Origin of the sequence: Bradyrhizobium sp. 141, assembly GCF_023074055.1 — a bacterium.
Taxonomy (GTDB): Bacteria; Pseudomonadota; Alphaproteobacteria; order Rhizobiales; family Xanthobacteraceae; genus Bradyrhizobium.
The window spans coordinates 120,031-144,310 of record NZ_JADPKR010000064.1; the positions used below are offsets into that span (position 1 = coordinate 120,031).

Here is a 24,280-nt window from a genome sequence, read left to right on the forward strand (position 1 = left end):
ACATTCTGTCGCGAACGAAGGGACTACTTTCCCAGCACCATTTCCTCGACCTCACGCAGCTGCTCCTTGCCGAAGAACATCTCGGTGCCGACGAAGAAGGTCGGCGAGCCGAACGCGCCGCGGGCCACAGCGTCCTCGGTGTTCTTGATCAGCTTGCCCTTCACTTCGGGTTCCCCGGCGCGGGCGAACAGCTTTTGCGCATCAAGGCCGGAGGACGCCAGCGCCTTCGCCGCGACTTCAGGATCGTCCATCTTCTTCGGCTCGCGCCACATGTGGTGGAAGGCGGCCTCGACATAGGGCTCGAACACACCCTCGAGCTGCGCGGCGATTGCCGTGCGCATCAGGTTCAGCGTGTTGACCGGGAAAAACGGATTCATGACGTAAGGCTGGACCTTGAAGCGCTTGATGAAGCGCTCGGTCTCGACCGCGTGAAATTCGCGCTTGTTCTTGATGCCGGCGAGGGTCTCGGCCGGCGATTTGTTGTTGGTCGATTTGAAGATGCCGCCGAGCAGGATCGGGACGTATTCGAACTTGACGCCGACACGCTGCTCGATCGCCGGAATCGCCAAATGGCTGAGATAGGCGTTCGGGCTGCCGAAATCGAACAGGAATTGCGGGGCGGTGCGGGTCAAATTCGGTCTCCCTGACTTCTCTTTCGCGCATTGTGGCGTAGCATACGCCACAGGTCCACCGTTTAATGACGATCGTAATACATAGACGGTCAGACCTGACGCCGGATCGCTCGCTTGCGCCACACCAGGAAGTAATAGCCCATCTGCAAAACGAACATGGCGCAGAACACGATGGGATAAGCGGCCCATACGCCCGCAAGGCCGATCGTGCGGCTCAGGATCACCGCGGCAGGCAGCTCGATCGCGACAATCGCGACGATCGAGAGCAGCATCGGCGTCAACGCGACGCCGGCCGCGCGCATGGCTCCGGAGAACACCGTGGCCAGGCCGAACGGCACGGAGCTCCACAGGGCGATGTCGAGCAGGCCTTTCGCCAGATCGAGCACGGCGACGTCGGTGATGAAGATGCCGAGGATGGCGCGCGGCGCGAGATAGATCAGCGCCACGAGCCCGCCGGTCAGGACGAAGTTGAGAGCGAGCCCGATCCGCACGATGCCGTCGAGCCGGGCTCTGTCGCCGCTGCCGACCGCCTGCGCGCCGAGGATCGAGACCGCGATCGAAATCGAGATGGCCGTGAACTGCGTGTAGCCCATCACCTGGTTGACGGCGCCATAGGCCGCAGTGGCGTCCGACCCAAAGCCGTTGACGAGGCCGAGCAGGACCAGCTCCGCGATCGCCATCACCACCATGCCGATTGCGCTCGGCAAGCCGATGCCGAGAATCTTTCTGAGCATGGTGCCGTTGAGACGCAGGTGACGCAGCAGCGCCGCGTCCGGTGCGAGCGCGTGCTTCTTCCGCAGCAGATAGAGCGCCAGCGCGATCAACGTGACCGCGTTCGAGATCGCAGCCGCCCATGCCGGACTGGTGATGCCGGCCGCCGGCAATCCGAACGAGCCGCGGATCAACATCGGCGTCAGGGTCAGGCCGATCGCGGTCGACAATGCCAGCGCCAGCAGCGGCGTCAGCGCATCGCCGACGCCGCGGACCATCGCCGTCATCAGCAGGAAGACGAAGCCGAGCGGCATGGTGAGCAGCATGATCCGCGCATAGGCGCTGGCAGGCGCGAGAATGTCTGCGGGCGTCGCGAGCGCCATCATCAGTTGACGGCTGAAGAGCCCGCCGATCAGCGCAACCGAAATGGAGAGCAGAAGGCCGATCGCAAGCGTCGTACCCGCGACGCTTCTGATCTTGTCGTGCTCGCGCGCGCCAAAGGCCTGACCGATCAGCACGGTCGCGCCGGTGCTGAGGCCCATGACGAAGGCGAACAGAAAGAACATCACCGGAAAGAACACCGAGACGGCCGCCAGCGCGTCGACGCCGAGCATCTGGCCAAGATAGACGTTGCTGACGGTGCCGAACAGCGATTGCAGCGCGTTGCTCAGCATCAGGGGGGCGAGGAAGCGCAGAAAACCGGTCCAGAGCGGCTTGGTGGCGGGCATGGATGTGTCTTTCATCAGGGCGTGCGAAGCCGTTGCCGCGCAAGGTGCGCGGCTCGGCCGTCGATGGAGTTGAGCGAAAGTGCCGCGCGGTTTAAGCGCGGTCGCTGTAGGCGAGCTTGACGATGTGGTCGCGGATATCGGTCGGCCAGTCGGCGATCAGTCCGGTGAAGCGCCGCCGGTCATCCACGAACAGCGCCCGCGAAGCTTCCTCGAACTGCGGCAGGTTGCCCGCCATGGTCGACATGAAGTGATAGGCCGCCTCGCGCGCCTGCCGCTCGCGGTCCTTGTCGCCACTCGCGCGTCTCGCCTCGTCGACGAGCTTGCGCAGCGCGACCGAGGCGCCGCCTGGCTGCGCACCGAGCCATTCCCAATGCCGCGGCAGCAACGTCACCTCGCGTGCGACCACGCCGAGCTTCGGCCGGCCGCGTCCGCGCGGCTCGCTCGGTGGCGTGCTCTCCTCAACCGGGGGCGGGACGAGCTTCGTCAACCGCGCCAGCACCTCGCGATCTCCGCCGCGCAGATCGAAGTCGATCGATCGGCCCGTGCCGTCCTCGAAGATGATGATGGGCTCGTCCGGCCGTGGCGCCATCCGCTTGACGATTAGCGCGACCTCTCCTGCCGGCCCGGACACCAGGCGATGCTGGCCCTGGAAAGCGGTGAAAATCTTCTGCATTGGAATCATTGCCAAATTGACGATGCTGGGTGGTTTAATACCCGGGTATATTTAGAACGTCAATATACCCGGGTGAAAATAGCTGACCGGATGGCTCGACATTGCGTTCCCAGGCTGGCAGGTACGCGGCCGACGACCACGCCTAGCCACCACGCCTAGCCTTGGGGACCTCGCCGATGCTGACCGTTCACCACCTCAACAATTCCCGCTCGCAGCGCGTGCTGTGGCTGCTCGAAGAGTTGGGCGTGCCCTACGAGATCGTGCGCTATCAGCGCCAGGCGGATATGCGCGCGCCGAAGGAACTGCGCGCTATTCATCCGCTCGGCAAATCGCCCGTCATCACCGACAACGGCAATACCATCGCCGAGTCAGGCGCGATCATCGAATATCTCATCGCAACCTACGGCAACGGCAGGCTGATTCCGCCGCCGAACACGCCGGAGCGGCTGCGCTTCACCTATTGGCTGCATTATGCGGAAGGGTCCGCGATGCAGCCGTTGCTGCTGAAGCTCCTGTTCACGCTGATGCCGAAGCGCGCTCCCGCGTTGCTGCGTCCGCTGGTGCGCAAGGTCTCGAACACGGCGCTGACCACGCTGGTCAACCCGCAGCTCAAGCAGCACATGGACTATTGGGAAGGCGAGCTTGCGAAGAGCGAGTGGTTCGCCGGCAACGAGTTTACCGCAGCCGACATCCAGATGAGCTTTCCGCTGGAAGCGGCGCAAGCGCGCGGCGGGCTCGAGCAGGGCCATCCCAAAGCGATGGCATTCCTGGAGCGCATCCACGCGCGGCCGGCTTACGCCAGAGCGCTGGAAAAGGGCGGGCCGTATCAAGTGGGGCGGTAAGCCTCTCTCCCCTCATTCCGGGCGGTGCACAGCACCGAACCTCCGATACGCAATTGCGCACCATAGTTCGCGCTTCGCGTGCCCCGGCATGACGGCGCGTTCGATACGCTGGTTCGGATCGGTCGTCACGTGCGTTTCCCCGGCAGTTTCTTGAAAGCTGCGCTTTGGCAGCACGCGTGGTGCTGGAGCTGGTGCGCCCACGCTCCCGTGCCATGCAAATGACCTGCCTACTGCCCCGCGGCCTCCGCGCCGCGCGTGCGCAGATCGGGCGCGCCGAGCGGCCCGTTCGGAGTCACGAGGATCGAATTGGCCGACGTCTGCCCCATCGGCTCGACGACGAGATGGCCCATTGCCTTCAGCTCGCCCAGAACGTCATTGGGAAAGCCGCTCTCGACACGCACTTCGTCCGGCAACCATTGATGATGCAGCCGCGGCGTCGCAACGGCGGCAGCGACGTCCATCTTGTAGTCGAGGACGTTCACGATCACCTGCAGCACCGTCGAGATGATGCGGCTGCCGCCGGGCGAGCCCGTCACCAGCACCGGCTTGCCGTCCCTCAGCACGATGGTCGGTGACATCGACGACAGCGGCCGCTTGCCCGGTCCGGGCAGATTGGCCTCGAAGCCGACCAGGCCATAGGCATTGGAAGCGCCGATCGCTGCGGTGAAGTCGTCGAGTTCGTTGTTGAGCAGCACGCCCGTGCCGTCGGCGACGAGGCCGACGCCATAACTGAAGTTCAGCGTATAGGTGTTGCTGACGGCGTTGCCGCGGCCGTCGACGACGGAGAAATGCGTGGTGTTGCTGCCCTCGCGCCGTGAGGGGACCGCCGAAGCCAGCTCCTTCGACGGCGTGGCACGATCGGCGGAGATACCCGCGCGCAGCTTGGCGGCGTAGTCCTTGGCCGTCAGCGTCTCGATCGGTGCGTTGACGAAGGCGGGATCGCCGAGATAGCGCGCGCGGTCCGCATAGGCGCGCTTCATGGCTTCGATCAAAAAATGCAGCGACGCCGGCGAACCCTGCTTCAAATCGGCGAGCTGAAAGCCTTCGAGAATGTTGAGGGTCTCCACCAGCACCACGCCACCGGACGAGGGCAGCGGCATCGACACGATGTCGTAGCCGCGATAGGTGCCGCGCACCGGCGCGCGGATCACCGCCTGATAGGATTTCAGGTCGGCCGGCGTCATGATGCCGCCGGCGTCAGCCACGGCCTTGGTGAGCTTTTCCGCGACCGGCCCCTCATAGAAGCCGCTTGGCCCCCGTGCAGCGACGGCTGACAGCGTTTCAGCGAGATCGCCCTGCACCAGCCTGTCGCCTTCACTGATCGGTGTGCCATCCGGCCGCGAGAAGATTTTGGCCGAGGATGGCCAGCGTGCCAGCCGACGGTGCCAGCCCGGCAGCGTGTCGGCCATGTCGTCGCTGACGATGAAGCCATCGCGGGCGAGCACAATCGCAGGCTCGAGCAATTGCGCCAGCGTGAACTGGCCCGAGCCGTATTTTTCCAATGCGAGAGCGAGACCTGCGACGGTGCCGGGCACGCCAATGCCAAGCGCGGAATCCCGTGATTTCGCTACGTCCGGCTTGCCATCGGGTCCGAGGAATATTTGTGGCGTGGTCGCCGCTGGCGCCGTCTCGCGGTAATCAATCGTGATGTCTTCGTTGCGGTCGGCGGAATGGATCACCATAAAACCGCCGCCGCCGATATTGCCGGCCCGCGGATAGGTGACGGCCATCGCAAAGCCGGTCGCGACCGCGGCATCGACCGCATTGCCACCGCGCCGCAGGATGTCGGCACCGATTTGCGCAGATATCTTCTCCTGCGCGACCACCATGCCGTGTTCGGCGGCGACAGCGCGCACGGTGTCGCGGGCGGGTGGGACATAGCCCCGCCGTGCATCCTGGGCCGTCGCGGGCACAAGGCCCAGCGCCAGCGTGGCAATGACGGTCAAAAATGTCCGCCGTGTCGAATATGAGGACATCATCAAAATTTCCGTCGTGCCGTCGGGCCAGTTCACACCCGTCACTGCAATGCTATACGGTTTGCCCCAAGAGAGGCAAAACTGTTCGTGATGAGGACCGCGTGATGACGACGATCGCCCCGGATGCGCGCTTGGCCGGCGTGCCGCGGACCTATCCGCCGCGCGCCGCCGTTGTCAGCTGGATCTTCTTCGATTGGGCCGCGCAGCCCTATTTCACGCTGATCACGACCTTCGTGTTCGCGCCCTATTTCGCCACCAACATCGCGCCGAATCCCGCGACCGGCCAATCACTGTGGGGATTTGCGATGGCGGCCGCGGGTCTCGCCATCGCGCTGTTGTCGCCGGTGCTCGGGGCCATCGCGGATGCGTCCGGCCGCAGGAAGCCCTGGATCGCAGGGTTCGGCACCTTGCTGGTGCTGGCATCCTGCACGCTGTGGATCGGCAAGCCCGGCGATCCCTCGGTCATTCCACCGCTGCTCACCGCGGTGGCGCTCGCCAGCGTCGGCGCGGAATTCGCCACGCTCTTCAACAATGCGATGATGCCGACGCTGGTGCCGCCGGAGCGGATCGGACGGCTTTCCGGCACCGGCTGGGCGACCGGCTACGTCGGGGGCATCGTCAGCCTGATCATCGTGCTCGGCCTCCTCGCCGCCAATCCCGAGACCGGCCGCACATTGCTGGGTCTTTCGCCGCTATTCGGGCTCGATCCGGTCACCCATCAGGGCGATCGCATCGTCGGGCCGCTGACCGGGCTGTGGTTCGTGATCTTCGTGACGCCACTGTTCCTGTTCACGCCCGACTATCCGGCGAAGCGCCCGCTGCGCGAGGCGTTGCACGAAGGACTGTGGGAGCTGAAGCAATCGATCAAAAGTCTGCCGAAGCAGCAGTCGCTCGCGGCCTTCCTGCTCGCCAACATGATCTACACCGACGGTCTGGTGTCGCTGTTCGCCTTCGGCGGCATCTATGCCGCGGGCACCTTCGGCTGGCACACGATCCAGATCGGCACCTTTGGCATCATGCTCGCCATTGCCGGCGCATTCGGCGCCTGGCTTGGCGGCAAATTCGATGATCGTCTCGGACCGCGGCGCGTGATCGCCGGCAGCCTGCTGATCCTGTTGCTGTCGGTGGCGGCGATCCTGCTGGTCGACAAGGACAGCGTGTTGTTCGTCAAGGTCGCGCCGCCGCAAGCCGGCGCTCCCTTGTTCTCGAGCGCGGCCGAGCGCGCCTATCTGGTGCTGGGCTGCCTCATCGGCGCGGCCGGTGGTCCACTCCAGGCGGCCTCACGCACGCTGCTGATCCGCCTCGCACCGAAAGACCGCATCGCCCAGTATTTCGGCCTGTTCGCACTGACCGGGAAGGTGACGTCCTTCATCGGACCGCTTCTGATCGGCATGATCACCGCGGTGACCGCGAGCCAGAAAGCCGGCATGGCGGTGCTGGTGGTGTTCTTCGTCACGGGGCTGGGGCTGTTGATGCGGGTGCGGGAGTAGCATCCCCACCGTCATTCCGGGGCGCGCCACTTGGCGCGAGCCCGGAATCCATTTCTCCGCATGGCACGCTGCACGATAGATTCTCAGGTGCGCAATTGCGCACCATAGCTCGCGCTTCGCGCGCCCGGAATGACGGCAAGGCTCAGTGCCTGAAGTGCCGCGTGCCCGTGAACACCATGGCGATGCCGTGCTCGTCGGCGGCCTTGATCACCTCGTCGTCGCGCATGGAGCCGCCCGGCTGCACTACAGCGGTGGCGCCGGCCTCGATGCAGGCGAGCATGCCGTCGGCGAACGGGAAGAATGCATCCGAAGCCACCACTGAGCCTTTGGTGAGCGGCTCGGCGAGCTTCAGCTCGCTCGCCGCATCCTGGGCCTTGCGCGCCGCGATCCGCGCTGAATCCACCCGGCTCATCTGGCCCGCGCCGATGCCGACGGTGGCGAGATCCTTGGCGTAGATGATGGTGTTGGACTTGACGTGCTTCGCCACGCGGAACGCAAATTTCAGGTCGCGCATCTCGGCTTCGGTCGGCGCACGCTTGGTCACGACCTTGAAGGTCATATCGTCGACCACGGCATTGTCGCGGCTCTGTACCAGCAGGCCGCCGGCGACCGTCTTGGCGGTGAGGCCCGGCGCGCGTGGATCGGGCAGGCTGCCGGCGAGCAGCAGGCGCAGGTTCTTCTTGCCGCCGATGATGGCAATCGCCTCCTCGCTGGCATCGGGCGCGATGATCACCTCGGTGAAGATTTTTGTGATCTCGCGCGCGGTATCGGCGTCGAGCGCGCGGTTCATCGCGATGATTCCGCCGAACGCCGAGGTGGAATCGCAGGCGAGCGCCTTGCGATAGGCGCTGACGAGGTCGGAGCCTTCCGCCACGCCGCAGGGATTGGCGTGCTTGACGATGACGCAGGCCGCGGTGCGCTTGGCGTCGAACTCGCCGATGCACTCATAGGCCGCGTCGGTGTCGTTGATGTTGTTGTAGGAGAGCTCCTTGCCCTGGAGCTGGCGCGCGGTCGAGACGCCCGGGCGCTTGTCCGGCGTCGCGTAAAACGCCGCGGTCTGGTGCGGGTTCTCGCCATAGCGCAGCGACTGGATCAGACGGCCGCCGAAGGCGCGGAAGTCGGGCGCGTCGATCTCGAGCTGGCGGTTGAACCAGTTCGAGATCGCGGCATCGTAAGCGCCGGTGCGCGCATAGGCCTTCGCGGCAAGCCGCCGGCGCAGTTTCAGCGTGGTCGCGCCCTTGTTGGCGGCGAGCTCGTCGAGCACAGCCTTGTAGTCCTCGGCCTCGACCACGACAGCGACGTCGTCATGGTTCTTGGCGGCGGCGCGGATCATCGCGGGGCCGCCGATGTCGATGTTCTCGATGCAATCCTCGAAGCCGGCGCCTTTGTCGACGGTCGCCTCGAACGGATAGAGATTGACGACGAGGAGGTCGATCGGCGCGATGCCGTGTGCCTTCATCGCGTCCGTGTGCTCCTTATTGTCGCGGATCGCGAGCAGGCCGCCATGCACCTTCGGATGCAGCGTCTTGACACGGCCGTCCATCATCTCGGGGAAGCCGGTGAGGTCGGAAACGTCTTTCACCTTGAGACCGGCCGCGGCGATCGCTTTCGCGGTGCCGCCGGTCGAGACCAGCTCGACATCATGCGCAGCAAGCGCCTTGGCGAACTCGATCAGGCCGGTCTTGTCGGAAACGGAAAGCAGGGCGCGGGTGACGCGGCGGGGATGGTCAGTCATGAGCAAGATCCTCTGCTAAGGGAGTGTCTATGCCCAGGCGCGCGGCGTCTATGTCCCGCGCTTCCCGATGGTGCTCCATCCAAGGTCGCCAGTCGCGCGAGCGAGGGCTCGATAGCAGTTTTCAGCCGGCTTCACAACGATCGGATTGAGCTGAAATACGCGCGTCTACAGCGGTAGTTCCGGCTCCCGCCGCGCATTTCTTCGGGCATTGGTGACGGCCGGGGAGGCGGTGGAACGCACAAAGCTCCAGCGGATCGAGGGCGCCTGCCGCGCGTCCTGCCGGATCACGATCTGAGCGGTGCGGCGCGGGCCGTCATTGCCGGCCAGGAACACGCTGTCCTCGAGGTCGACCTTGTCGTCGAGCGCCTCGAAGGTCCAGACGTCGCGGTTCGGCAGCACCAGCATGACGCCGCGCGCATCCGACAGCCGGCTCGCCTTCACCGCCGGATGCAGATGGAAGCGCAGCGCGAAATCGGCATCCGCACCCTTGAAGCGACCGCCCTGCGGCGGCGACAGCGTGTCCTCGCCGTCGATGCGCGCGCCGTCATTGGCGATCATCAGCACGCGGCGGTGGATCGCGCCGAATTTGCCGAGATAGCCGTCATGCGAGGTCGTGAGCAGCGTGCCGTTCTGCACGATCTCGCGGTAGCTCTCGACTTCGACGGGCCCGCTGGTGACCGGCGAGCCGTGCAGGAGCCGCTTCATCGCCGACATCTCAACGAACTGGCATGACGAGGCGTCGTGATAGGTCAGTGTCGAATGCGCCGCCGTGCCGCGTGCGAACGGCCGCCAATTGTCGCGGCCCGTGGTCGGCATGCCGCAATTGGTGACGATGCGGCTGATGCCGGAGGACAGTTCGAACGACAGACAGCCGGCATGGGCGTCGTGACTGACGCCGGCAGGTGGCGGCGGGCCGGTGTCGATGATCACAGTGGTCTGGCCGGCATCGAGGCGCTGAAAGCCGGTATGCGGCATGTTCGCCATCGGCACGCCGTGGGTGTCGTCATAGGCGAGCAGCGTGGCGAGCAGGTCCGAAGATGTCGCGCTCATGCCGTTGAACAGCGCGAAATTTCCGTCGCCATGCCGAAAGAAACGCAGCATCGGCATCATGCGGTCGATCGCGTTGAGCAGTGCCGGCGGTGGCGCGATGTTGCGCGCGGCAAAGGTCTGCCGCAGCGGCAGCAGGTCGATCAAGAGTTCGATCAGCGCGCCGGGGTTGCGGGAGATGTGTCCGCCGTCGGGCAGGATCTGCCTCTGCAATTCGTCGGAGAGTTTTTTCGAGGCGTTGCGGATGTGGCTCGCCTGGTTGGCGAGGCACAAGGCCGCATAGCACAGCGCGATCAGCACCTGGAGTTTCGGCACCCCGTCCGGAATGTTGACCATGGTGTAGCGCAGGAAGCGGATCTCGCGGGCCAAGGCGCGCAGATAGCGGCGGTAGAATTTGTTGTCGGTCTCGTTGAGCACCAGCGGCGCCTGCGACAGCAGCGAGATCACGCGCCGCGCCAGCACGTCGGCGCGGCGCGCGACCGGGCGACGCTTGTTGGCGGGGTTTGCGATCCAGTCTTCGATCAGCGCGCGCGCATTCGCCCTTGTCAGTGCAGTGTCGGCGGCGCGCAAATGGCGCAGCCAACCGAAGCCGAGCAGCGCAACCTCCCAGTCCTCCGACGGCGGCTCGAGATCGAAGATCGAGCGGCCGTGGCAATTGACGATCTTGCCGGCAAAGACGAAACGGCCGGCATAGATTTCGGCGGCGCGAGTCGCATCCGCCGTGCGCAGGTCGTGCGGCGCGATGATCAGTCGGTCGGTGCGGCCGGGCCAGACCCGCGACAGCGCAACGGAACCGCCGCTCGCGCGCGCGAGCATGTTCCGCGCGAAGCGGTTCATGACCAGCGTCGAGATACGTCTGCGTTGAGCGACCGACACGCCTTGCCTTGAAGGGGGAGAGGATTCCGACGAATCCCTATTAATCCCAAAATCGGCCGTCTGACACCACCTTGAACGTGTGAGAATCAGCGTCGGGGTCGCAAAATCCAGTGCAAAATCAGGATTTAACGAGCCGGGCTGCGAAAAATCCGTCGAGCCCGCCGAGCTTGGGATCGGCGTTCGGCAGATGGCTGGGCAAAGTGCGCAGATCGCCTTCGGCGGTGATGATCTCGTCGAGGCCCGCGACCTCCGACGCCTCGATCGGGACGCGGCGAAGCGCAGGCTCTGCGGCCAGCAGCGTCGCCACGGCCTGCTCGCCTTCTTCGGGTTCCAGCGAGCAGGTGCAGTAGACCAGCGTCCCGCCCGGCTTGAGCAACGACACCGATTTTCGCAGCAGCCGCTGCTGAAGCGCGGTCATGGCGGTGACATCGGTTTCCTGCCGCAGCCAGGCCACATCGGGATGACGGCGGATCGTGCCGGTCGAGGTGCAGGGCGCATCGATCAAAATACCGTCGAAGCCCTCGGTGGGGCCGGCCCATTCCACGGCGTCAGCGACGACAGTTTCGGCCTGGAGCGACAGCCGCGCCAGGTTTTCGCGCAGCCGCGCCACCCGGGCCGGCGAGCGGTCGATCGCCGTGACATGCGCGCCTGATAGCGCCAGCTGCGCGGTCTTGCCGCCCGGGGCGGCGCAGAGATCGGCGATGGATTTGCCCTTGATGTCGCCGAACAGCCGGGCGGGCAGCGCGGCGGCGGCATCCTGCACCCACCATTGTCCCTCGGCGAAGCCGGGCAGCATGGTCACCGAGCCGTGCAGCAGCATCCGCACCGTCCCGGTCGGCAGCGTCTCGCCATGCAGGCGGCTCGCCCATTGCGCGGCATCCGACTTCACGGTGAGATCGAGCGAGGGCTCGTGGCCGAGCGCCAGCGCCATGTCTCGTGCGGTCGCCTCGCCATAATGCGCGCTCCAGCGCGCGAGCAGCCATGGCGGCAGGTCCAACGATTGGGTGGTGACCTCCTCGACCAGCGCCGTGCCCTCGCGCGCGCAGCGGCGCAGCACGGCATTGACGAGGCCGGCATAGCGCGCAGCGCGCCGGTCGGATTGCACCAGGCGAACGGAGAGGTCGACGGCGGCGTGATCCGGCACGTCCATCCAGAGAATCTGCGCCGCGCCGATCAGCAGCGCGCTCTGCGCGCGTGGCGCCTCGGAGGGAATGCCCTTGTCGAGCAGGCGGGACAGCACGTGGCCAAGCGTGCCCAGCCGGCGCAGCACGGTGGCGACCAGGCGTCGCATCAGCGCGCGGTCGCGGTCGGCCAGCGTCTTCAGTCCGGGATGGGCGCCGCTGCCGTCGAGTTGATCGTCAAGCGTGCGGTGCTTGTGCAGCACGCCGTCGACGATGTCGGCGGCAATCCGTCGCGCCGCAAGACCAGGCACTTCGGACGGAGGGGCGAAACGTTGAGATGGCATGCGAAAGCAAGGTTCTGAGCGAGCGGCAGTTCCGCCGCAGTGGGCGCATGCCTTGAGAACCCAATCTCTGGCACGCGAATATGCCAAATGTAAGAATCGCTTTCGGCTTTTTCAGCCCTTCCGGGGCTGATTTCAGAAATGCGTTATTGGACGTCGCGTTGCGGCTCGTCCTGCGCTAGAAAGCCCAGCGATGAGTGACCAGCCTCCCGTTCCCGACCGCAAGCAGCTCACGCCGGCCGCCCAGCGCGCGCTCGCCGAAGCCGAGGCGCGCCGGCAGGCTGCGTCGGCCGCGCTTGCTGAGGCTGCGCCCAAGGAATTGCAGGGACCAAAGGGACCTGAGCCCACCCGTTACGGCGACTGGGAGCGCAAGGGCATTGCTTCCGACTTCTGAGTCGCTCTTGCGGGCTCGGCCGACTCAGCCATAGCGTTGCGCGATGTCGCGCGACCCCAGCCATCCCTATCGGACGTCATACAGCGGCTCGCCGTTCGGTCGGCACTTCTCCGGATTGTTGCCGTGGATGTTCGTGGTCGGCGTCGTGCTGGCTGTCGTCTTCACCTTCCGTCATGGAATGGACTGGCTTGTTCCGCACACCGATGGCGACCGCACGCGGGATGCCGAGATCGTTCTCCAGCAGGCGGGTCATCCCGATGTTCGCGAGCCGGTCGATGTCATTCGCACCATCGACGGCGACACTTTCCTTGCGCGTGCTCGTCAGCGCGACGGCCGCGATCTCGTCGTGCGCGTTCGGCTGCGCGGCATCGATGCGCCGGAATTGAAAGCATCCTGCCAGGAGGAGTCGGACAAAGCGGAAGCGGCGGCCCGCGCATTGCGCGATCTGCTCGGCCAGGGCGGCGTGACCATCACCAATCTCGGCCCCGACAAATACGGCCGCGTTCTCGCCGACGTCGCGACCCGGCGGACCGCGAACGTTTCGGCGGCGTTGCTCGCGGGCGGTTTTGCGCGGAGCTACAATGGCGGCCATCGCGGCGGCTGGTGCACACGCAGCTGGCGCTTCTGGTAACAAAAAGGCCGCGTCCCAAGACGCGGCCCCTTCTTGTCTTGCTCGATCCCGGCGATCAGCGCGTCACGACCACCGTCGTGCCGACGGAGACGCGGCTATAGAGATCGGTGATGTCGTCGTTGAGCATGCGGATGCAGCCATAGGAGACGAAGCCGCCGATCGAACCCGGCACGTTGGTGCCGTGGATGGCGTATTCGCCGCCGGCCAGCGTCATCGCCGCGACGCCCATCGGGTTGCGCGGCGAGCCGCCGGGAATGACGTCCGGAATGCTCGGCTTGTCGCGCTTCACCTCTGCCGGCGGCGACCAGGCCGGATTTCGATACTTCCCGTCGATGCGCGTGGTGCCGGCCCACTGCTTGCCGGACTTGCCGACGCCGACCGGATAGCGCACGGCGTGGCCGTTATCGAGGATGAGATAGAGCCGCCGCTCGCCGGTTTTGACCACGATGGTGCCCGGCGAATAGTCGGCCAAGTGCGCCCCCACCATCTCCGGCCGCGCCTCTGCCGCCGTCGACATCAAGACCCCCGCCCCGATGGTGGCAGCCATCGCCACCGCAATCCTCATCGACATCGATTTTCCCTTTACCTCAAACGCATCGTCCAAAATTACGCAGAACCCGGCAATTGCCGCCGCGCGCCAAGTCCTTCTGAGGGACATTCTTAACCGCGCCCGTTAACCGGATGGTTTCCAAACGCGGCCACGGAGGGCCGGCCAGCAGGGGGAACAAAGGAAATGTTCGAAATAAAGTAAATGACCTGAAAACAACACTCGACGGGAAAGATGCGGGCGCGCCGCCGCGTGCTCTGACAAGAGCGTGAGGATGTGAACGGCTGTTGTTTCGATGGCGTTGGCGCGGACGCGTTGCTGCGCAGAGCCGGGACCCAGGAGCCACACGTTCCGTCGCTGCGTGGACCCCGGCTCTGCAGCGCACCGCGCAAGTGCGCGCTGCGCTGCGTCCGGGGCACGAGAGTTCTCTTACGCCGACTTCTTGTTCTGCCGGTTCTTGACGAGATCATCGACCACTGCGGGATCGGCCAGGGTCGAGGTGTCGCCGAGGCTGCCCGGCTCATCCTCGGCGATCTTGCGCAGGATGCGGCGCATGATCTTGCCGGAGCGGGTCTTGGGCAGGCCCGGCGCGAACTGGATCTGGTCGGGCGAGGCGATCGGGCCGATCTCCTTGCGCACCCAGGTGACGAGCTCCTTGCGCAGGTCCTCGGTCGGTTCGACGCCGGCCATCAGGGTGACATAGGCGTAGATGCCCTGGCCCTTGATGTCGTGCGGGAAGCCGACCACTGCAGCCTCCGAGACTTTCTCATGCGCCACCAGCGCGCTCTCGACTTCCGCGGTGCCCATGCGATGGCCGGAGACGTTGATGACGTCGTCGACGCGGCCGGTGATCCAGTAATAGCCGTCGGCGTCGCGCCGGCAGCCGTCGCCGGTGAAGTACTTGCCCTTGTAGGTCGAGAAATAGGTCTGCTCGAAGCGGGCATGGTCGCCATAGACCGTGCGCATCTGGCCCGGCCATGAGCGGGTGAGGCAGAGATTGCCTGATGTCTCGCCTTCCAGCACCTTGCCGTCGGCATCGACGATTTCGGGGACCACGCCGAAGAACGGCTGCGTCGCCGAGCCGGGCTTCAGCTTGGTCGCGCCCGGCAGCGGCGTGATCAGGATGCCGCCGGTCTCGGTCTGCCACCACGTATCGACGATCGGGCAGCGGTCGTCGCCGACGACGCGGTGATACCATTCCCAGGCTTCCGGATTGATGGGTTCGCCAACCGAGCCGAGCAGGCGGAGGCTCGCGCGCGAGGTCTTCTTCACCGGCTCGTCGCCGGACTGCATCAGCGCGCGGATCGCGGTCGGCGCGGTGTAGAAGATGTTGACCTTGTGCTTGTCGATGACGTTCCAGAACCTGGAATTGTCCGGGTAATTCGGCACGCCTTCGAACATCAACGTGGTCGCGCCGTTCGCCAGCGGCCCGTAAAGGATGTAGCTGTGACCGGTGACCCAGCCGACGTCGGCGGTGCACCAATAGATGTCGCCGTCGTGATAGTCGAAGACGTATTGATGCGTCATCGAGGCGAACACGAGATAGCCGGCGGAGGTGTGCAGCACGCCCTTGGGCTGGCCTGTCGAGCCCGAGGTGTAGAGGATGAACAGCGGGTCCTCGGCGTGCATGTGCTCGACCGGGCATTCCGTCGTCACCATGGCCGCCGCCTCGTGATACCAGAGGTCGCGCGTCGGGTTCATGTCGACCTTGCCGCCGGTGCGCTTGACCACGACGACCCAGTCGACGCCGTCGGCCTTGGCGAGCGCCGCGTCGACATTGGCCTTCAGCGGCACCTTCTTGCCGCCGCGCAGGCCTTCGTCCGCGGTGATGATGACCTTGGATTGGCAGTCATTGATGCGCTGGGCGAGGCTGTCCGGCGAGAAGCCCGCGAACACCACGGAATGAACAGCGCCGATGCGTGCGCAGGCGAGCATCGCATAGGCCGCTTCCGGAATCATTGGCAGGTAGATGGTGACGCGGTCGCCCTTTTTGACGTTGCGAGTGCGCAGGATGTTGGCCATCCGGCAGACTTCGTCGTGCAGCTCCTGATAGGTGATGTGCTTTGACTGCGAGGGATCGTCGCCTTCCCAGATGATCGCGGTCTGGTTGCCGCGCGTGTGCAGATGCCGGTCGATGCAGTTCTGGGCAACGTTGAGGACGCCGTCCTCGAACCATTTGATCGAGATGTTGCCCGGCGCGAAGGAGACGTTCTCGATTTTCGTCGGCGCCTTCATCCAGGCGATGCGCTTGGCCTGCTCCGCCCAGAAACCATGGGGATCCGAGATCGAGCGAGCGTACATCTCCTTGTACTTGGCCTGGTCGACCCAGGCTCGCTGCGCCCACTCCGCGGGGACGTCGTAGATCTTCTCGGACATGCTTTCCCTCCACATACGGCAGGCCGACCGCTAGCGATTGGCGAGCCGACTTGATCCTTGACTGATTATGCGTCGGGCTAACCGCGCCCGACAAGGAGCACAAGCTGGACCTTCGGCGGGCCGTCGGCCATGCGGAGGATCAAGGCCACCTGGCGCGATTGTCGCAGATCTGAAACAGGCCAGGGCGCGGCTTTCGGGTCTTTACTCAGATCCACGGAACAGGCCTGCGCAGAGGCCTCATGCATCACTAGAGGTATTTAGGAACCATCTCTCACTGATTCGGGACTCGCAATACGGTTCGGAACACCCTAAATGGCCAACCCGGGTCCAAAGAGACCCCTCGGAACAAAAATCAGAACACCGGCATTGACCGATAACAGACAGGGCTAAGGCATAAGACTATGATGGATCAGCAGAATCTCGGGACGATACGGCCCGCTTCAGCCGATCCTGCCGCTATTGCATTGGCCGAAGCCCTTGGACAATGGCCGAAACCGGCCGGTTTCAGGCGTCCCAGCCCCAAAAAGACCTTCGATTCCGCGCTGGCGACGGTCGAAGCGCTCGCCAAGGAGCTCGGCCTGCGGCTCGGCGACCAGAACGAGCTGACCATCCGCCGCATCAAGCGCGGCAAGGGCTATTCCTTCGTCCGTCGGAACGGCGCACATATCCGCGACGCACGCACCATTCGCCGGCTGCACGCCATGGCGGTGCCACCGGCCTATCGCGAGGTGCGCTACTCGGCCGATCCGAGCTCGCATCTCCAGGCGGTGGGGCGCGATGCCGCGGGCCGGCTGCAATATCGCTATCACGCCGATTGGGAGAAAGTTCGCGAGCACCGCAAGGCGCATCGCCTGGAAAAGCTCGTCGGCGCGCTGCCAAAGATCCGGCGCAAGGTCTCGGCGTTCCTCTCGGGCGATGAGCCGACCCGTGAATTTGCGCTCTCGGCCGTGATCGAGCTGATCGCCCGCACCGCGATCCGACCCGGCAACGAATCCTATGCCCGCCTCAACGGCACCCGCGGCGCGACCACGCTGCTGAAGTCCAACGTGACGCTGGAAGACGATTGCTTCGTGCTGACCTTCAAGGCGAAGGGCGGCAAGGCGGTGCGCAAGGAGTGCGACGCGGCCAAGCTGGTGCGCGCCATCGGCATTTTGCAGGCCGTCCCGGGCAAGCGCATGTTCCAGTATCGCGATGCCTACGGCATCGTACGCGCGGTCAGCACCACGCAGGTGAACGCGTTCTTGCGGGAAATCGCCGGCATCAAGATCTCGTTGAAGGACTTTCGTACGCTGATGGCGTCTGCCGTCGTCGTGGAATCCTTGTCGCGGATCACGCCGGCGACCAGCCAGCGCGGCCGCAAGAAGCAGGTGCTGGAGGCGATCCGCGCCGCTGCGGACAAGCTCTCGAACACGCCGGCGATCTGCCGCAAGAGCTACGTTCACGACACCATCGTCACCGCGTTCGAGGACGGCATCCTCGAACGCTTTGCCGCGACCATGAAGGGCCAGCGCTCGCAGGCGCGGCGCGAGCAGCTTCTGGCGCAGGTGGTCGCGACCGCCGCGGTGTAACGACACTGCCGTAGGGTGGGCAAAGGCGCCCTTGCGCCGTGCCCACCATTTCTCTCGATCACGAAAAATGCGTGGGCACGCTGCGCTTTGCCCACCCTACGAAACCTACGACTTGGTCGAGACACCCTTGTCCGGACCAGGATCGTTGCCAGCCGCTGCGATCGTAAGCCGTCCGAGATAATGCGCCCACCCCGTTGCGTGCGCGGCGGCCTGTTCTGCGGTCGGCAGGCCGCTATGGGTCATGCGCAGCAGCGTGCCGCCGTCGCGTTCGATCAGATCGATCTCGATCAGGCTCGAGCCTGGCGGCACTTCCTGGCCGCCGTCCCAGCCGAACGTGTAGGCAAGGCGGTGCACCGGCACGACCTCACGAAATGCACCGCGCGCGACGCCGCCGCGCGGGCCGACGCCCTTGAGCAGATAGAGCCCGCCGGGATGCGGCTCGGTGGTCGCGTCCGAGCCCATCCAGCTCAGGATCTTCTCGGGGTCAGTCAGGTAAGCGAAAACGGTGGCGCGTGGAGCTGCGATCTGGGTCTCGCGTCGCACCATGAACGGTTCGGTCATCGGGAATCATCCCTTCGCTGACACTGGCAGATGGCGGCGCCAAAGCGGCTCGTCAAGGATTGCCCGTGACAAACCCGGCCCGCCTTCGTCATGATCGAACCATGCAGCTCTCCCCGACCCTCGCCTGGCTTGTCGATGCCGCCTCGGATAGTGCCGGAGCTGATCGCCTGCTCGCCGAACTCGGTGCCCGTCTGGTCGCCGACGGCGTGCCGCTCGCGGCGGGCGCCCTGACGCTGGAGGTGCCGCATCCGCTGATCGCGAAGCGGACTTGGCTGTGGCGTGCTGACAGCGGCCAGGTGATCGAAGCACTCGGCTTCGCGCCTGGCGGCCTCGCACCGGATCCGCCGAACGATGCCGGTCGCCGCTGGTTGCGCGACATCGCGCGCGGCGAAGTGCACGAAGACATCGTCGGACGGCCAGATGGGCCGCTGCTCGGCTGGATCGCGCCGCGCCCGTTCACTGCAAACGAGATCGGGCAATTGCGCCAGGCCGCCCGTTTTGCTGCGACGCCACTCGCCGTGCTCGCCGCGCGCGCCACGTTGCGGGCAACGCTGGATGCGTATCTCGGCAAGCGCAGCGCCGAACGGGTGCTGGCGGCACCGTTGCGGCGCGATCTCGGCGAGACCATTCAGGCCGCGTTGCTCTATGCGGATTTGCGCAATTTCACGAGCCTCTCGGAAGCCTCACCGCCTGGCGAGGTCATCGCCGCGCTCGACGCCTGGTTCGATCGCATCGCAGGCGCCGTCCACGCCTTCGGCGGCGAGGTGCTGAAATTCATCGGCGACGGCGTGCTCGCGATCTTTCCGGTGGTCGAGGCATCGCCGCGCCGCGCCTGCGAGGCCGCTCTGCGTGCCGCAGGCGCAGCCGAAGCTGGCATGGCCTATCTCAACGCGGAGCGCGGCGGCAAGGGCCTGCCGCCGCTGGCGTTCGGTGCCGCGCTTCATCTTGGTGAGATGCTCTGGGGCAATATCGGCGCGGCCAACCGGCTCGATTTCACGGCGATCGGTCCCGCCGTCAACCTCGCCAGCCGCCTCGAAGGATTGTGCAAGCCGTTGGGGCGGACCGTGCTGGTGTCGGGCGCGCTGGCGGCGGAAACGGACATGCCGCTGGTCGCGTTCGGGTCGCATTCGCTGCGCGGTATTGCCGCGCCATGCGAGGTGTTTGCACTGCCGGAGGCATAGCCTGGGCATCGTAGCCCGGATGGAGCGAAGCGTAATCCGGGATCGTGCGACATGGAGACTTTCCCGGATTGCGCTTCGCTCCATCCGGGCTACGGCAGCTGCTACATTCCACCCATCTTGCAGACGAACTTCCACTCCTCCGCGGTCACCGGCTGCACCGAGAGGCGTGAATATTTCACCAGCGCCATGTCGGCGAGTTTCTTCTCGGCCTTGATTGCCGCCATCGTCACCGGATTCTTCAGCGGCTTGTCGGCCTTGATGTCGACGCAGACGAATTTCTCGGTCTTGTCGGTCGGGTCCGGATAGGCCTCCTTGACGACCTCCGCGATGCCGACGATCTCCTTGCCCTCGTTGGAATGATAGAAGAATGCCTTGTCGCCCTTCTTCATGGCGACGAGGTTCTGGCGCGCGGTGTAATTGCGCACGCCGGTCCAGGCCTCGCCCTTGGCGCCCTTTGCCACCTGCTGATCCCAGGACCACACCGATGGTTCGGATTTCACCAGCCAGTAATTCATTGCGCGCCCTATCCATTCGTCATGGCCGGGCTTGTCCCGGCCATCCACGTCTCTGCCATCAATCCAATATCAAGACGTGGATGCCCGCGACAAGCGCGGGCATGACGAGAAGACGTCATTCCTCTGCCTTGAAGGGGCGCGTCAACAACCCGGAGATCGCGGCGTCGATCGTGCTCCGGCCGCTCAAGATCGACGCGACCGCTTCTGATACCGGCATCTCGATGTTTTGCGAAGCTGCGAGTTCGATCAGCACCGGCGCAGTGAATTCGCCCTCGGCAAGCTTGCCGGCGGGCGGCTGCTCGCCGCGGCCGAGTGCGAGGCCAAGGGCGAAGTTGCGTGATTGCGGGCTCGAGCAGGTCAGAATGAGATCACCGAGGCCGGACAGGCCCGTGAGCGTTTCGCCGCGCGCCCCCATGGCGCGGCCGAGACGCGTGAGCTCAGCAAAGCCGCGCGTGGTGAGCGCAGCCTGGGCGGAAGCGCCGAGCTTGCGCCCGACCGCGATCCCGACCGCAATCGCCAGCACGTTCTTGGCCGCGCCGCCGATCTCGACGCCGCGAATGTCGGTGGAGTGATAGGGACGGAACGTCGGCGAGCCCAGTGCCCGGACGAGCGCGCTCGCCAAGGTCTCATCGCCTGCCGCCAGCGTCACCGCGGTCGGCAGGCTCCGCGCGACATCGTCGGCAAAGCTCGGGCCCGACAGAATGGCCGGTTGGGCGTGGGGCGCGGCTTCCGCAATCACGTCAGTCATGAATTTGTGGGTGCCGTGCTCGATGCCCTTGGCGCAGGCGATGATCGGTGCCGACCTCGGCAGATGCGACGCCAGCATGTTGACCGCGCTGCGGACATGCTGCGCCGGCGCTGCGATCAGCAGCACGTCCGCGCGCGCGGCGAGCGCCAGATCGTTTGTGACGACGATCTCCGGAGCGATCTGCACACCGGGGAGCCGCGGGTTGTCGCGGGTCGAGGCGATCCGCGCGGCATGCTCGGCATTGCGTGCCCAGAGCGTGACGCTCCGCCCTGCCCGTGCTGCGACAGTCGCCAGCGCCGTGCCCCAGGCGCCCGCGCCGATCACCGCGACGGATTGGAACGGGGCCATGGTTAGAACCCCGCCCGCGTCTTGCCGTAGCCTGCCGGCGCTGTTGCGTTCGCATCGAGCAGCCACCGCGCGCGGGGCTGGGCTTCCATCGTGTCGGTCATGCCGAGCGCGAGGCGCTCGGCGCCGGCCCAGGCGATCATCGCGCCGTTGTCAGTGCAGAGGGCGGGCGGCGGCATGATCAATTGCGTTCCGGCTCGCCTTGCAACCTCATCGAGGGCGCCGCGGATCGCCTGATTGGCGGCGACGCCGCCGGCTGCGACCAGGGCGCGCGGCGCGCCGAAGTGCTCGCGGAAAAGCTTGAGACCGACGCTCAGCCGATCGGCGGTCGAATCGAGCACGGCGGCCTGAAAGCTCGCGCAGAGATCGCTGATGTCCTGCGGCGTGATCTCAGCGAGCCGGCTCGCTTCGCTGCGCACCGCCGTCTTTAATCCCGACAGCGAGAAATTGGCATCAGGGCGTCCCTGCATCGGCCGCGGAAACGCAAAGCGCGTAGGATCGCCGCTTGCCGCCTCGCGCTCGACCTGCGGGCCGCCGGGATAGGGCAGGCCCAGCATCTTCGCGACCTTGTCGAAGGCCTCGCCAATCGCGTCGTCGACGGTGGTGCCGAGCCGCACATATTCTCCGACGCCGGTGACCGCGACGATCTGGGTATGGCCGCCGGAGGCGAGGAACAGGCAATAGGGAAACTCGATTCCATCGGTGAGGCGTGGCGTCAGCGCATGCGCCTCCAGATGGTTCACCGCGACCAGCGGCGTGTCGTGCACCATCGCGATCGCTTTCGCGGTGGTGAGCCCGACGATGACGCCGCCGATCAGGCCCGGCCCCGCGGCGGCCGCGACGCCATTGAGCTGGGCAAATCCGATGCCGGCCTCGCGCATGGCGCGATCGACGATGCCGTCGAGCAGGTCGACATGGGCGCGAGCGGCAATCTCCGGCACCACGCCGCCGAAGCGGGCGTGCTCCTCGATCTGCGACCGCACGATGTTGGACAGGATCTTGCCGCCGCCGTCGCCCGCGCGCTCGATCACGGCCGCGGCAGTCTCGTCGCAGGTTGTCTCGATGCCCAGTACCAGCATTGGCGAATTGTTATCCAATTTGCGCCCTTGCGCTCATCCGGAAAGCAGAGTTCTGGTACGTCCGGTAGCATTCCGGGGCCAGATTGCGCAATCGTCACGAAGCAAGCCGCCCTCGTCATGCCTCACCGCCAAGTGGTTCGGGAACACCAGCGATGTCCATTCTTGTCACACGGCCGCATCCCGACAATGCGGCGACGGCGGAAAGTCTGCGCGCGCGGGGGCATGCGGTGCTGCTTGCGCCGGCGCTCAAGTTCGAGCCGGTCGCCTTTCATGACGAAAGTGAAGCACCCTACGGCGCCATCCTCGTCACATCGGCCAACGCGATCCGTGCCGTCGCACCACAATTGCGGGACCTTGGTCTGCTGGAGCTGCCGCTGTTTGCGGTCGGCGAACATACGGCTGCTGCGGCGCGCGACGCCGGCTTTGCCGAGGTGATCGTCGCCGGCGGCGATGGCGCGTCGTTGCGGGACAGGGTGATGCAGGCTGCGCGCGACAAGGTGCTGAAGAAAAAGAGCACGCTGCTGTATCTCGCGGGCGCGGATTTGTCGCGCGACCTCGGCGGCGAGCTCGCCGCGGAGGGCTTCTCCGTGGTCACGCGAACGACCTACCGCATGACGCCGGTCAAGCATCTGCCGCGCGAGGTCTGCGAGGGCTTTGCCGCCCACGGGGTCGAAGCGGTGCTGCACTACTCCCAGCGCAGCGCCCGGGCGTTCCTGGATGCGGCGAGGGATGAAGGTGTCGAAATCTCGGCGCTGGCGATACCGCAATGCTGCCTGTCCGAGACGGTTGCGAGTGCGCTGCGCGATGCCGGCGCGTCGCAGGTTCTGGTCGCCGCGACACCGGACGAAAATGCCTTATTTGCCACCTTGGAGCGTGCGTTGCGCACCCGTTTGGCGTAAGAGATCGGGCCGAATCCGACGCAATTGAGTCCGTCCTGGTATGGAAGTGTGAGGAACCGTCACGATGGCCGACGACAAGCCTGAAGACGCAGGATTGGCGCCCGACGCTGGTCGTGCCAAGCGCACGCCGCCCACCATCGACCTCGAAGCCACCGAAGTCTCGACCCAGCCGCAGGAGGCGGCGGTCGAGCCCGAGGCCGCGCCGGCGCCGGAACACGCCGAGCCTGAGCAGGCAAAATCCGACCAGGTTGACGCAGAGCCGGAGCGCATCGAAGCGCAGGCTCCCGCGTCGTCGATTTCGCCCTGGGTCATCGCGCCGTTCTCCGGCGTCGTTGCGGCGGCGGTCGTGATCGCGGTCGGCTGGATGCTGGGCTGGCCGGCGGTGCAGGCGCCGCCGGCCACCCCGCAAGTCACCAGCGCCTCTGTCGATGCGCTGAACGGCCGCGTTGCGGCGGTCGAAGCCAGGGCCGGCAAGCCCACCGCCGATCCGGCCATGGCGGCGCGGATCGACGCACTGGAGAAGTCCGCAACCAGCTTGCGCAGCGACGTCGCCAATCTGCGTACGCAGTCAGACAAGACCGCGAGCGCATTGAACGATGCGAAATCGACGCCCGCCACGGCCGCGTCTGACCTCGCCGCCCTCAACGATCGCATCGCGCAGCTCGAGCGAGCCAGCAAGTCCGAACGTGCCGAGCTCGCGCAGCAGGGCGAGAAGATCGCCGACGCAAAAGCGATGGATGACAAGCCGCTGCGCTTTGTGGTGGCGGCGGCCCTGCTCGACGTCGCCGTTCGCCATGGCGACCCCTATCAGTCGCAGCTGTCCGCGGCGCGTTCGCTCGCCGCCAAGCCTGACATGCTGAAGCCGCTCGATACGTTTGCATCGTCGGGCATCCCGACGCCGGTCGCGCTGAGCCGCGAGCTCCTCAACATCGTGCCGAAACTGTCGCCGCCGGCTGAAGCTCAGCCCAGCGGCACGGGCATTGTCGAGCGTCTCCAGGCAGGAGCATCGAAACTCGTGCGCATCGAGCGCACCGATGGCGTCGGTAACGATCGCGGCGCCATCGTCACGCGGGTGACGGCCGCGGCACTTCGCAATGATTTCGTGGAAGCGCGGCGCGAGCTCAAGACGCTGCCGGAGGCCGATCGCGCGCCTGCACAGGCCTGGCTCGACAAGGCCGATGCCCGCGACGCTGCGCTCGCCGCCTCCCGCAAATTCGCCGACGATGCCATGGCGGATCTCGCCAAATCTGCTCAATAAGATTCG

General features: G+C 65.7%; 21 protein-coding genes and 1 riboswitch. Of the genes, 8 read left to right on the plus strand and 13 right to left on the minus strand.

Translation table 11 applies throughout. From position 1 onward, the window contains the following. Positions 1-23: 23 nt before the first annotated feature. The 3 genes from IVA81_RS18725 to IVA81_RS18735 form a co-directional block, all read right to left on the minus strand. The gene (locus IVA81_RS18725; protein WP_247320711.1) at positions 24-632 is read right to left on the minus strand and encodes a 2-hydroxychromene-2-carboxylate isomerase; all 609 of its coding nucleotides are present in this window, start codon (positions 630-632) and stop codon (positions 24-26) included. A gap of 89 nt (positions 633-721) precedes the next feature. Next, positions 722-2,086 (minus strand): MATE family efflux transporter, encoded by a 1,365-nt coding sequence (locus IVA81_RS18730; RefSeq protein WP_247320713.1) that lies wholly within the window; start codon positions 2,084-2,086, stop codon positions 722-724. Between the two features lie 76 nt (positions 2,087-2,162). Next, entirely contained in the window at positions 2,163-2,744 is a 582-nt protein-coding gene (locus IVA81_RS18735) for a DUF2239 family protein (protein ID WP_247320715.1), read from the minus strand. Between the two features lie 176 nt (positions 2,745-2,920). Between IVA81_RS18735 and IVA81_RS18740 the strand changes: the two genes are divergently transcribed. Beyond that, complete coding sequence (locus tag IVA81_RS18740) at positions 2,921-3,586, plus strand: glutathione S-transferase (RefSeq protein WP_247320717.1); 666 nt, start codon at positions 2,921-2,923, stop codon at positions 3,584-3,586. Between the two features lie 227 nt (positions 3,587-3,813). Here the strand turns inward: IVA81_RS18740 and ggt are convergent, their stop codons facing one another. Continuing rightward, positions 3,814-5,565 (minus strand): gamma-glutamyltransferase, encoded by a 1,752-nt coding sequence (gene ggt, locus IVA81_RS18745; RefSeq protein ID WP_247320719.1) that lies wholly within the window; start codon positions 5,563-5,565, stop codon positions 3,814-3,816. Positions 5,566-5,666: 101 nt separating this feature from the next. Here ggt and IVA81_RS18750 point away from each other — a divergent pair, with 101 nt between their 5' ends. Next, on the plus strand, positions 5,667-7,052 hold the full coding sequence (locus IVA81_RS18750) for an MFS transporter (protein ID WP_247320721.1): 1,386 nt from the start codon (positions 5,667-5,669) through the stop codon (positions 7,050-7,052). Between the two features lie 142 nt (positions 7,053-7,194). Here IVA81_RS18750 and purH read toward each other — a convergent pair whose 3' ends face one another. From purH to IVA81_RS18765, 3 genes are all read right to left on the minus strand, one after another. Beyond that, the gene (purH, locus tag IVA81_RS18755; RefSeq protein WP_247320723.1) at positions 7,195-8,787 is read right to left on the minus strand and encodes a bifunctional phosphoribosylaminoimidazolecarboxamide formyltransferase/IMP cyclohydrolase; all 1,593 of its coding nucleotides are present in this window, start codon (positions 8,785-8,787) and stop codon (positions 7,195-7,197) included. A gap of 24 nt (positions 8,788-8,811) precedes the next feature. Further along, positions 8,812-8,893: riboswitch (ZMP/ZTP riboswitch) on the minus strand. 59 nt (positions 8,894-8,952) lie between these two features. Next, complete coding sequence (locus tag IVA81_RS18760) at positions 8,953-10,671, minus strand: heparinase II/III family protein (protein WP_247320725.1); 1,719 nt, start codon at positions 10,669-10,671, stop codon at positions 8,953-8,955. A 157-nt stretch (positions 10,672-10,828) separates the two neighbouring features. After that, entirely contained in the window at positions 10,829-12,175 is a 1,347-nt protein-coding gene (locus tag IVA81_RS18765; protein ID WP_247320727.1) for a transcription antitermination factor NusB, read from the minus strand. 190 nt (positions 12,176-12,365) lie between these two features. Here IVA81_RS18765 and IVA81_RS18770 point away from each other — a divergent pair, with 190 nt between their 5' ends. Together IVA81_RS18770 and IVA81_RS18775 are read left to right on the plus strand one after the other, a co-directional pair. Then, the gene (locus IVA81_RS18770) at positions 12,366-12,566 is read left to right on the plus strand and encodes a DUF1674 domain-containing protein (RefSeq protein WP_247320728.1); all 201 of its coding nucleotides are present in this window, start codon (positions 12,366-12,368) and stop codon (positions 12,564-12,566) included. A gap of 43 nt (positions 12,567-12,609) precedes the next feature. Then, positions 12,610-13,197, plus strand: a complete 588-nt coding sequence (locus tag IVA81_RS18775; RefSeq protein ID WP_247320730.1) for a thermonuclease family protein — start codon at positions 12,610-12,612, stop codon at positions 13,195-13,197. Between the two features lie 55 nt (positions 13,198-13,252). On the opposite strand, the gene IVA81_RS18780 is transcribed toward IVA81_RS18775, so the two are convergent. After that, positions 13,253-13,768, minus strand: coding sequence for a L,D-transpeptidase (locus tag IVA81_RS18780; RefSeq protein WP_247320732.1), 516 nt, complete (start codon positions 13,766-13,768; stop codon positions 13,253-13,255). Between the two features lie 405 nt (positions 13,769-14,173). Then, on the minus strand, positions 14,174-16,120 hold the full coding sequence (gene acs, locus IVA81_RS18785) for an acetate--CoA ligase (RefSeq protein WP_247320734.1): 1,947 nt from the start codon (positions 16,118-16,120) through the stop codon (positions 14,174-14,176). 401 nt (positions 16,121-16,521) lie between these two features. Here acs and IVA81_RS18790 point away from each other — a divergent pair, with 401 nt between their 5' ends. Next, positions 16,522-17,688, plus strand: a complete 1,167-nt coding sequence (locus IVA81_RS18790; protein ID WP_247320736.1) for a DNA topoisomerase IB — start codon at positions 16,522-16,524, stop codon at positions 17,686-17,688. 105 nt (positions 17,689-17,793) lie between these two features. Here the strand turns inward: IVA81_RS18790 and IVA81_RS18795 are convergent, their stop codons facing one another. Further along, entirely contained in the window at positions 17,794-18,249 is a 456-nt protein-coding gene (locus IVA81_RS18795; RefSeq protein WP_247320738.1) for an SRPBCC family protein, read from the minus strand. A gap of 101 nt (positions 18,250-18,350) precedes the next feature. Here IVA81_RS18795 and IVA81_RS18800 point away from each other — a divergent pair, with 101 nt between their 5' ends. Then, positions 18,351-19,430 carry an adenylate/guanylate cyclase domain-containing protein gene (locus IVA81_RS18800; protein ID WP_247320740.1) on the plus strand — a complete coding sequence of 360 codons (1,080 nt, stop codon included), beginning with the start codon at positions 18,351-18,353 and terminating at the stop codon, positions 19,428-19,430. Positions 19,431-19,531: 101 nt separating this feature from the next. On the opposite strand, the gene IVA81_RS18805 is transcribed toward IVA81_RS18800, so the two are convergent. The 3 genes from IVA81_RS18805 to tsaD form a co-directional block, all read right to left on the minus strand. After that, positions 19,532-19,945, minus strand: a complete 414-nt coding sequence (locus IVA81_RS18805; RefSeq protein ID WP_247320750.1) for an EVE domain-containing protein — start codon at positions 19,943-19,945, stop codon at positions 19,532-19,534. A 115-nt stretch (positions 19,946-20,060) separates the two neighbouring features. Beyond that, complete coding sequence (locus IVA81_RS18810; protein ID WP_247320752.1) at positions 20,061-21,041, minus strand: NAD(P)H-dependent glycerol-3-phosphate dehydrogenase; 981 nt, start codon at positions 21,039-21,041, stop codon at positions 20,061-20,063. A gap of 2 nt (positions 21,042-21,043) precedes the next feature. Further along, positions 21,044-22,117 carry a tRNA (adenosine(37)-N6)-threonylcarbamoyltransferase complex transferase subunit TsaD gene (gene tsaD / locus IVA81_RS18815; RefSeq protein WP_247320754.1) on the minus strand — a complete coding sequence of 358 codons (1,074 nt, stop codon included), beginning with the start codon at positions 22,115-22,117 and terminating at the stop codon, positions 21,044-21,046. Positions 22,118-22,269: 152 nt separating this feature from the next. Between tsaD and IVA81_RS18820 the strand changes: the two genes are divergently transcribed. Beyond that, positions 22,270-23,016 carry a uroporphyrinogen-III synthase gene (locus IVA81_RS18820; RefSeq protein WP_247320756.1) on the plus strand — a complete coding sequence of 249 codons (747 nt, stop codon included), beginning with the start codon at positions 22,270-22,272 and terminating at the stop codon, positions 23,014-23,016. Positions 23,017-23,080: 64 nt separating this feature from the next. Continuing rightward, complete coding sequence (locus tag IVA81_RS18825; protein ID WP_247320758.1) at positions 23,081-24,274, plus strand: hypothetical protein; 1,194 nt, start codon at positions 23,081-23,083, stop codon at positions 24,272-24,274. Positions 24,275-24,280 lie beyond the last annotated feature (6 nt).

Coding starts and splice junctions, on each gene's coding strand:
- IVA81_RS18730 (WP_247320713.1), bottom strand. CDS start 2,086: ATGAAAGACACATCCATGCCCGCCACCAAGCCGCTCTGGACCGGTTTT.
- IVA81_RS18735 (WP_247320715.1), bottom strand. CDS start 2,744: ATGCAGAAGATTTTCACCGCTTTCCAGGGCCAGCATCGCCTGGTGTCC.
- IVA81_RS18740 (WP_247320717.1), top strand. CDS start 2,921: ATGCTGACCGTTCACCACCTCAACAATTCCCGCTCGCAGCGCGTGCTG.
- ggt (WP_247320719.1), bottom strand. CDS start 5,565: ATGATGTCCTCATATTCGACACGGCGGACATTTTTGACCGTCATTGCC.
- IVA81_RS18750 (WP_247320721.1), top strand. CDS start 5,667: ATGACGACGATCGCCCCGGATGCGCGCTTGGCCGGCGTGCCGCGGACC.
- purH (WP_247320723.1), bottom strand. CDS start 8,787: ATGACTGACCATCCCCGCCGCGTCACCCGCGCCCTGCTTTCCGTTTCC.
- IVA81_RS18760 (WP_247320725.1), bottom strand. CDS start 10,671: ATGAACCGCTTCGCGCGGAACATGCTCGCGCGCGCGAGCGGCGGTTCC.
- IVA81_RS18765 (WP_247320727.1), bottom strand. CDS start 12,175: ATGCCATCTCAACGTTTCGCCCCTCCGTCCGAAGTGCCTGGTCTTGCG.
- IVA81_RS18770 (WP_247320728.1), top strand. CDS start 12,366: ATGAGTGACCAGCCTCCCGTTCCCGACCGCAAGCAGCTCACGCCGGCC.
- IVA81_RS18775 (WP_247320730.1), top strand. CDS start 12,610: ATGTCGCGCGACCCCAGCCATCCCTATCGGACGTCATACAGCGGCTCG.
- IVA81_RS18780 (WP_247320732.1), bottom strand. CDS start 13,768: ATGTCGATGAGGATTGCGGTGGCGATGGCTGCCACCATCGGGGCGGGG.
- acs (WP_247320734.1), bottom strand. CDS start 16,120: ATGTCCGAGAAGATCTACGACGTCCCCGCGGAGTGGGCGCAGCGAGCC.
- IVA81_RS18790 (WP_247320736.1), top strand. CDS start 16,522: ATGATGGATCAGCAGAATCTCGGGACGATACGGCCCGCTTCAGCCGAT.
- IVA81_RS18795 (WP_247320738.1), bottom strand. CDS start 18,249: ATGACCGAACCGTTCATGGTGCGACGCGAGACCCAGATCGCAGCTCCA.
- IVA81_RS18800 (WP_247320740.1), top strand. CDS start 18,351: ATGCAGCTCTCCCCGACCCTCGCCTGGCTTGTCGATGCCGCCTCGGAT.
- IVA81_RS18805 (WP_247320750.1), bottom strand. CDS start 19,945: ATGAATTACTGGCTGGTGAAATCCGAACCATCGGTGTGGTCCTGGGAT.
- IVA81_RS18810 (WP_247320752.1), bottom strand. CDS start 21,041: ATGGCCCCGTTCCAATCCGTCGCGGTGATCGGCGCGGGCGCCTGGGGC.
- tsaD (WP_247320754.1), bottom strand. CDS start 22,117: ATGCTGGTACTGGGCATCGAGACAACCTGCGACGAGACTGCCGCGGCC.
- IVA81_RS18820 (WP_247320756.1), top strand. CDS start 22,270: ATGTCCATTCTTGTCACACGGCCGCATCCCGACAATGCGGCGACGGCG.
- IVA81_RS18825 (WP_247320758.1), top strand. CDS start 23,081: ATGGCCGACGACAAGCCTGAAGACGCAGGATTGGCGCCCGACGCTGGT.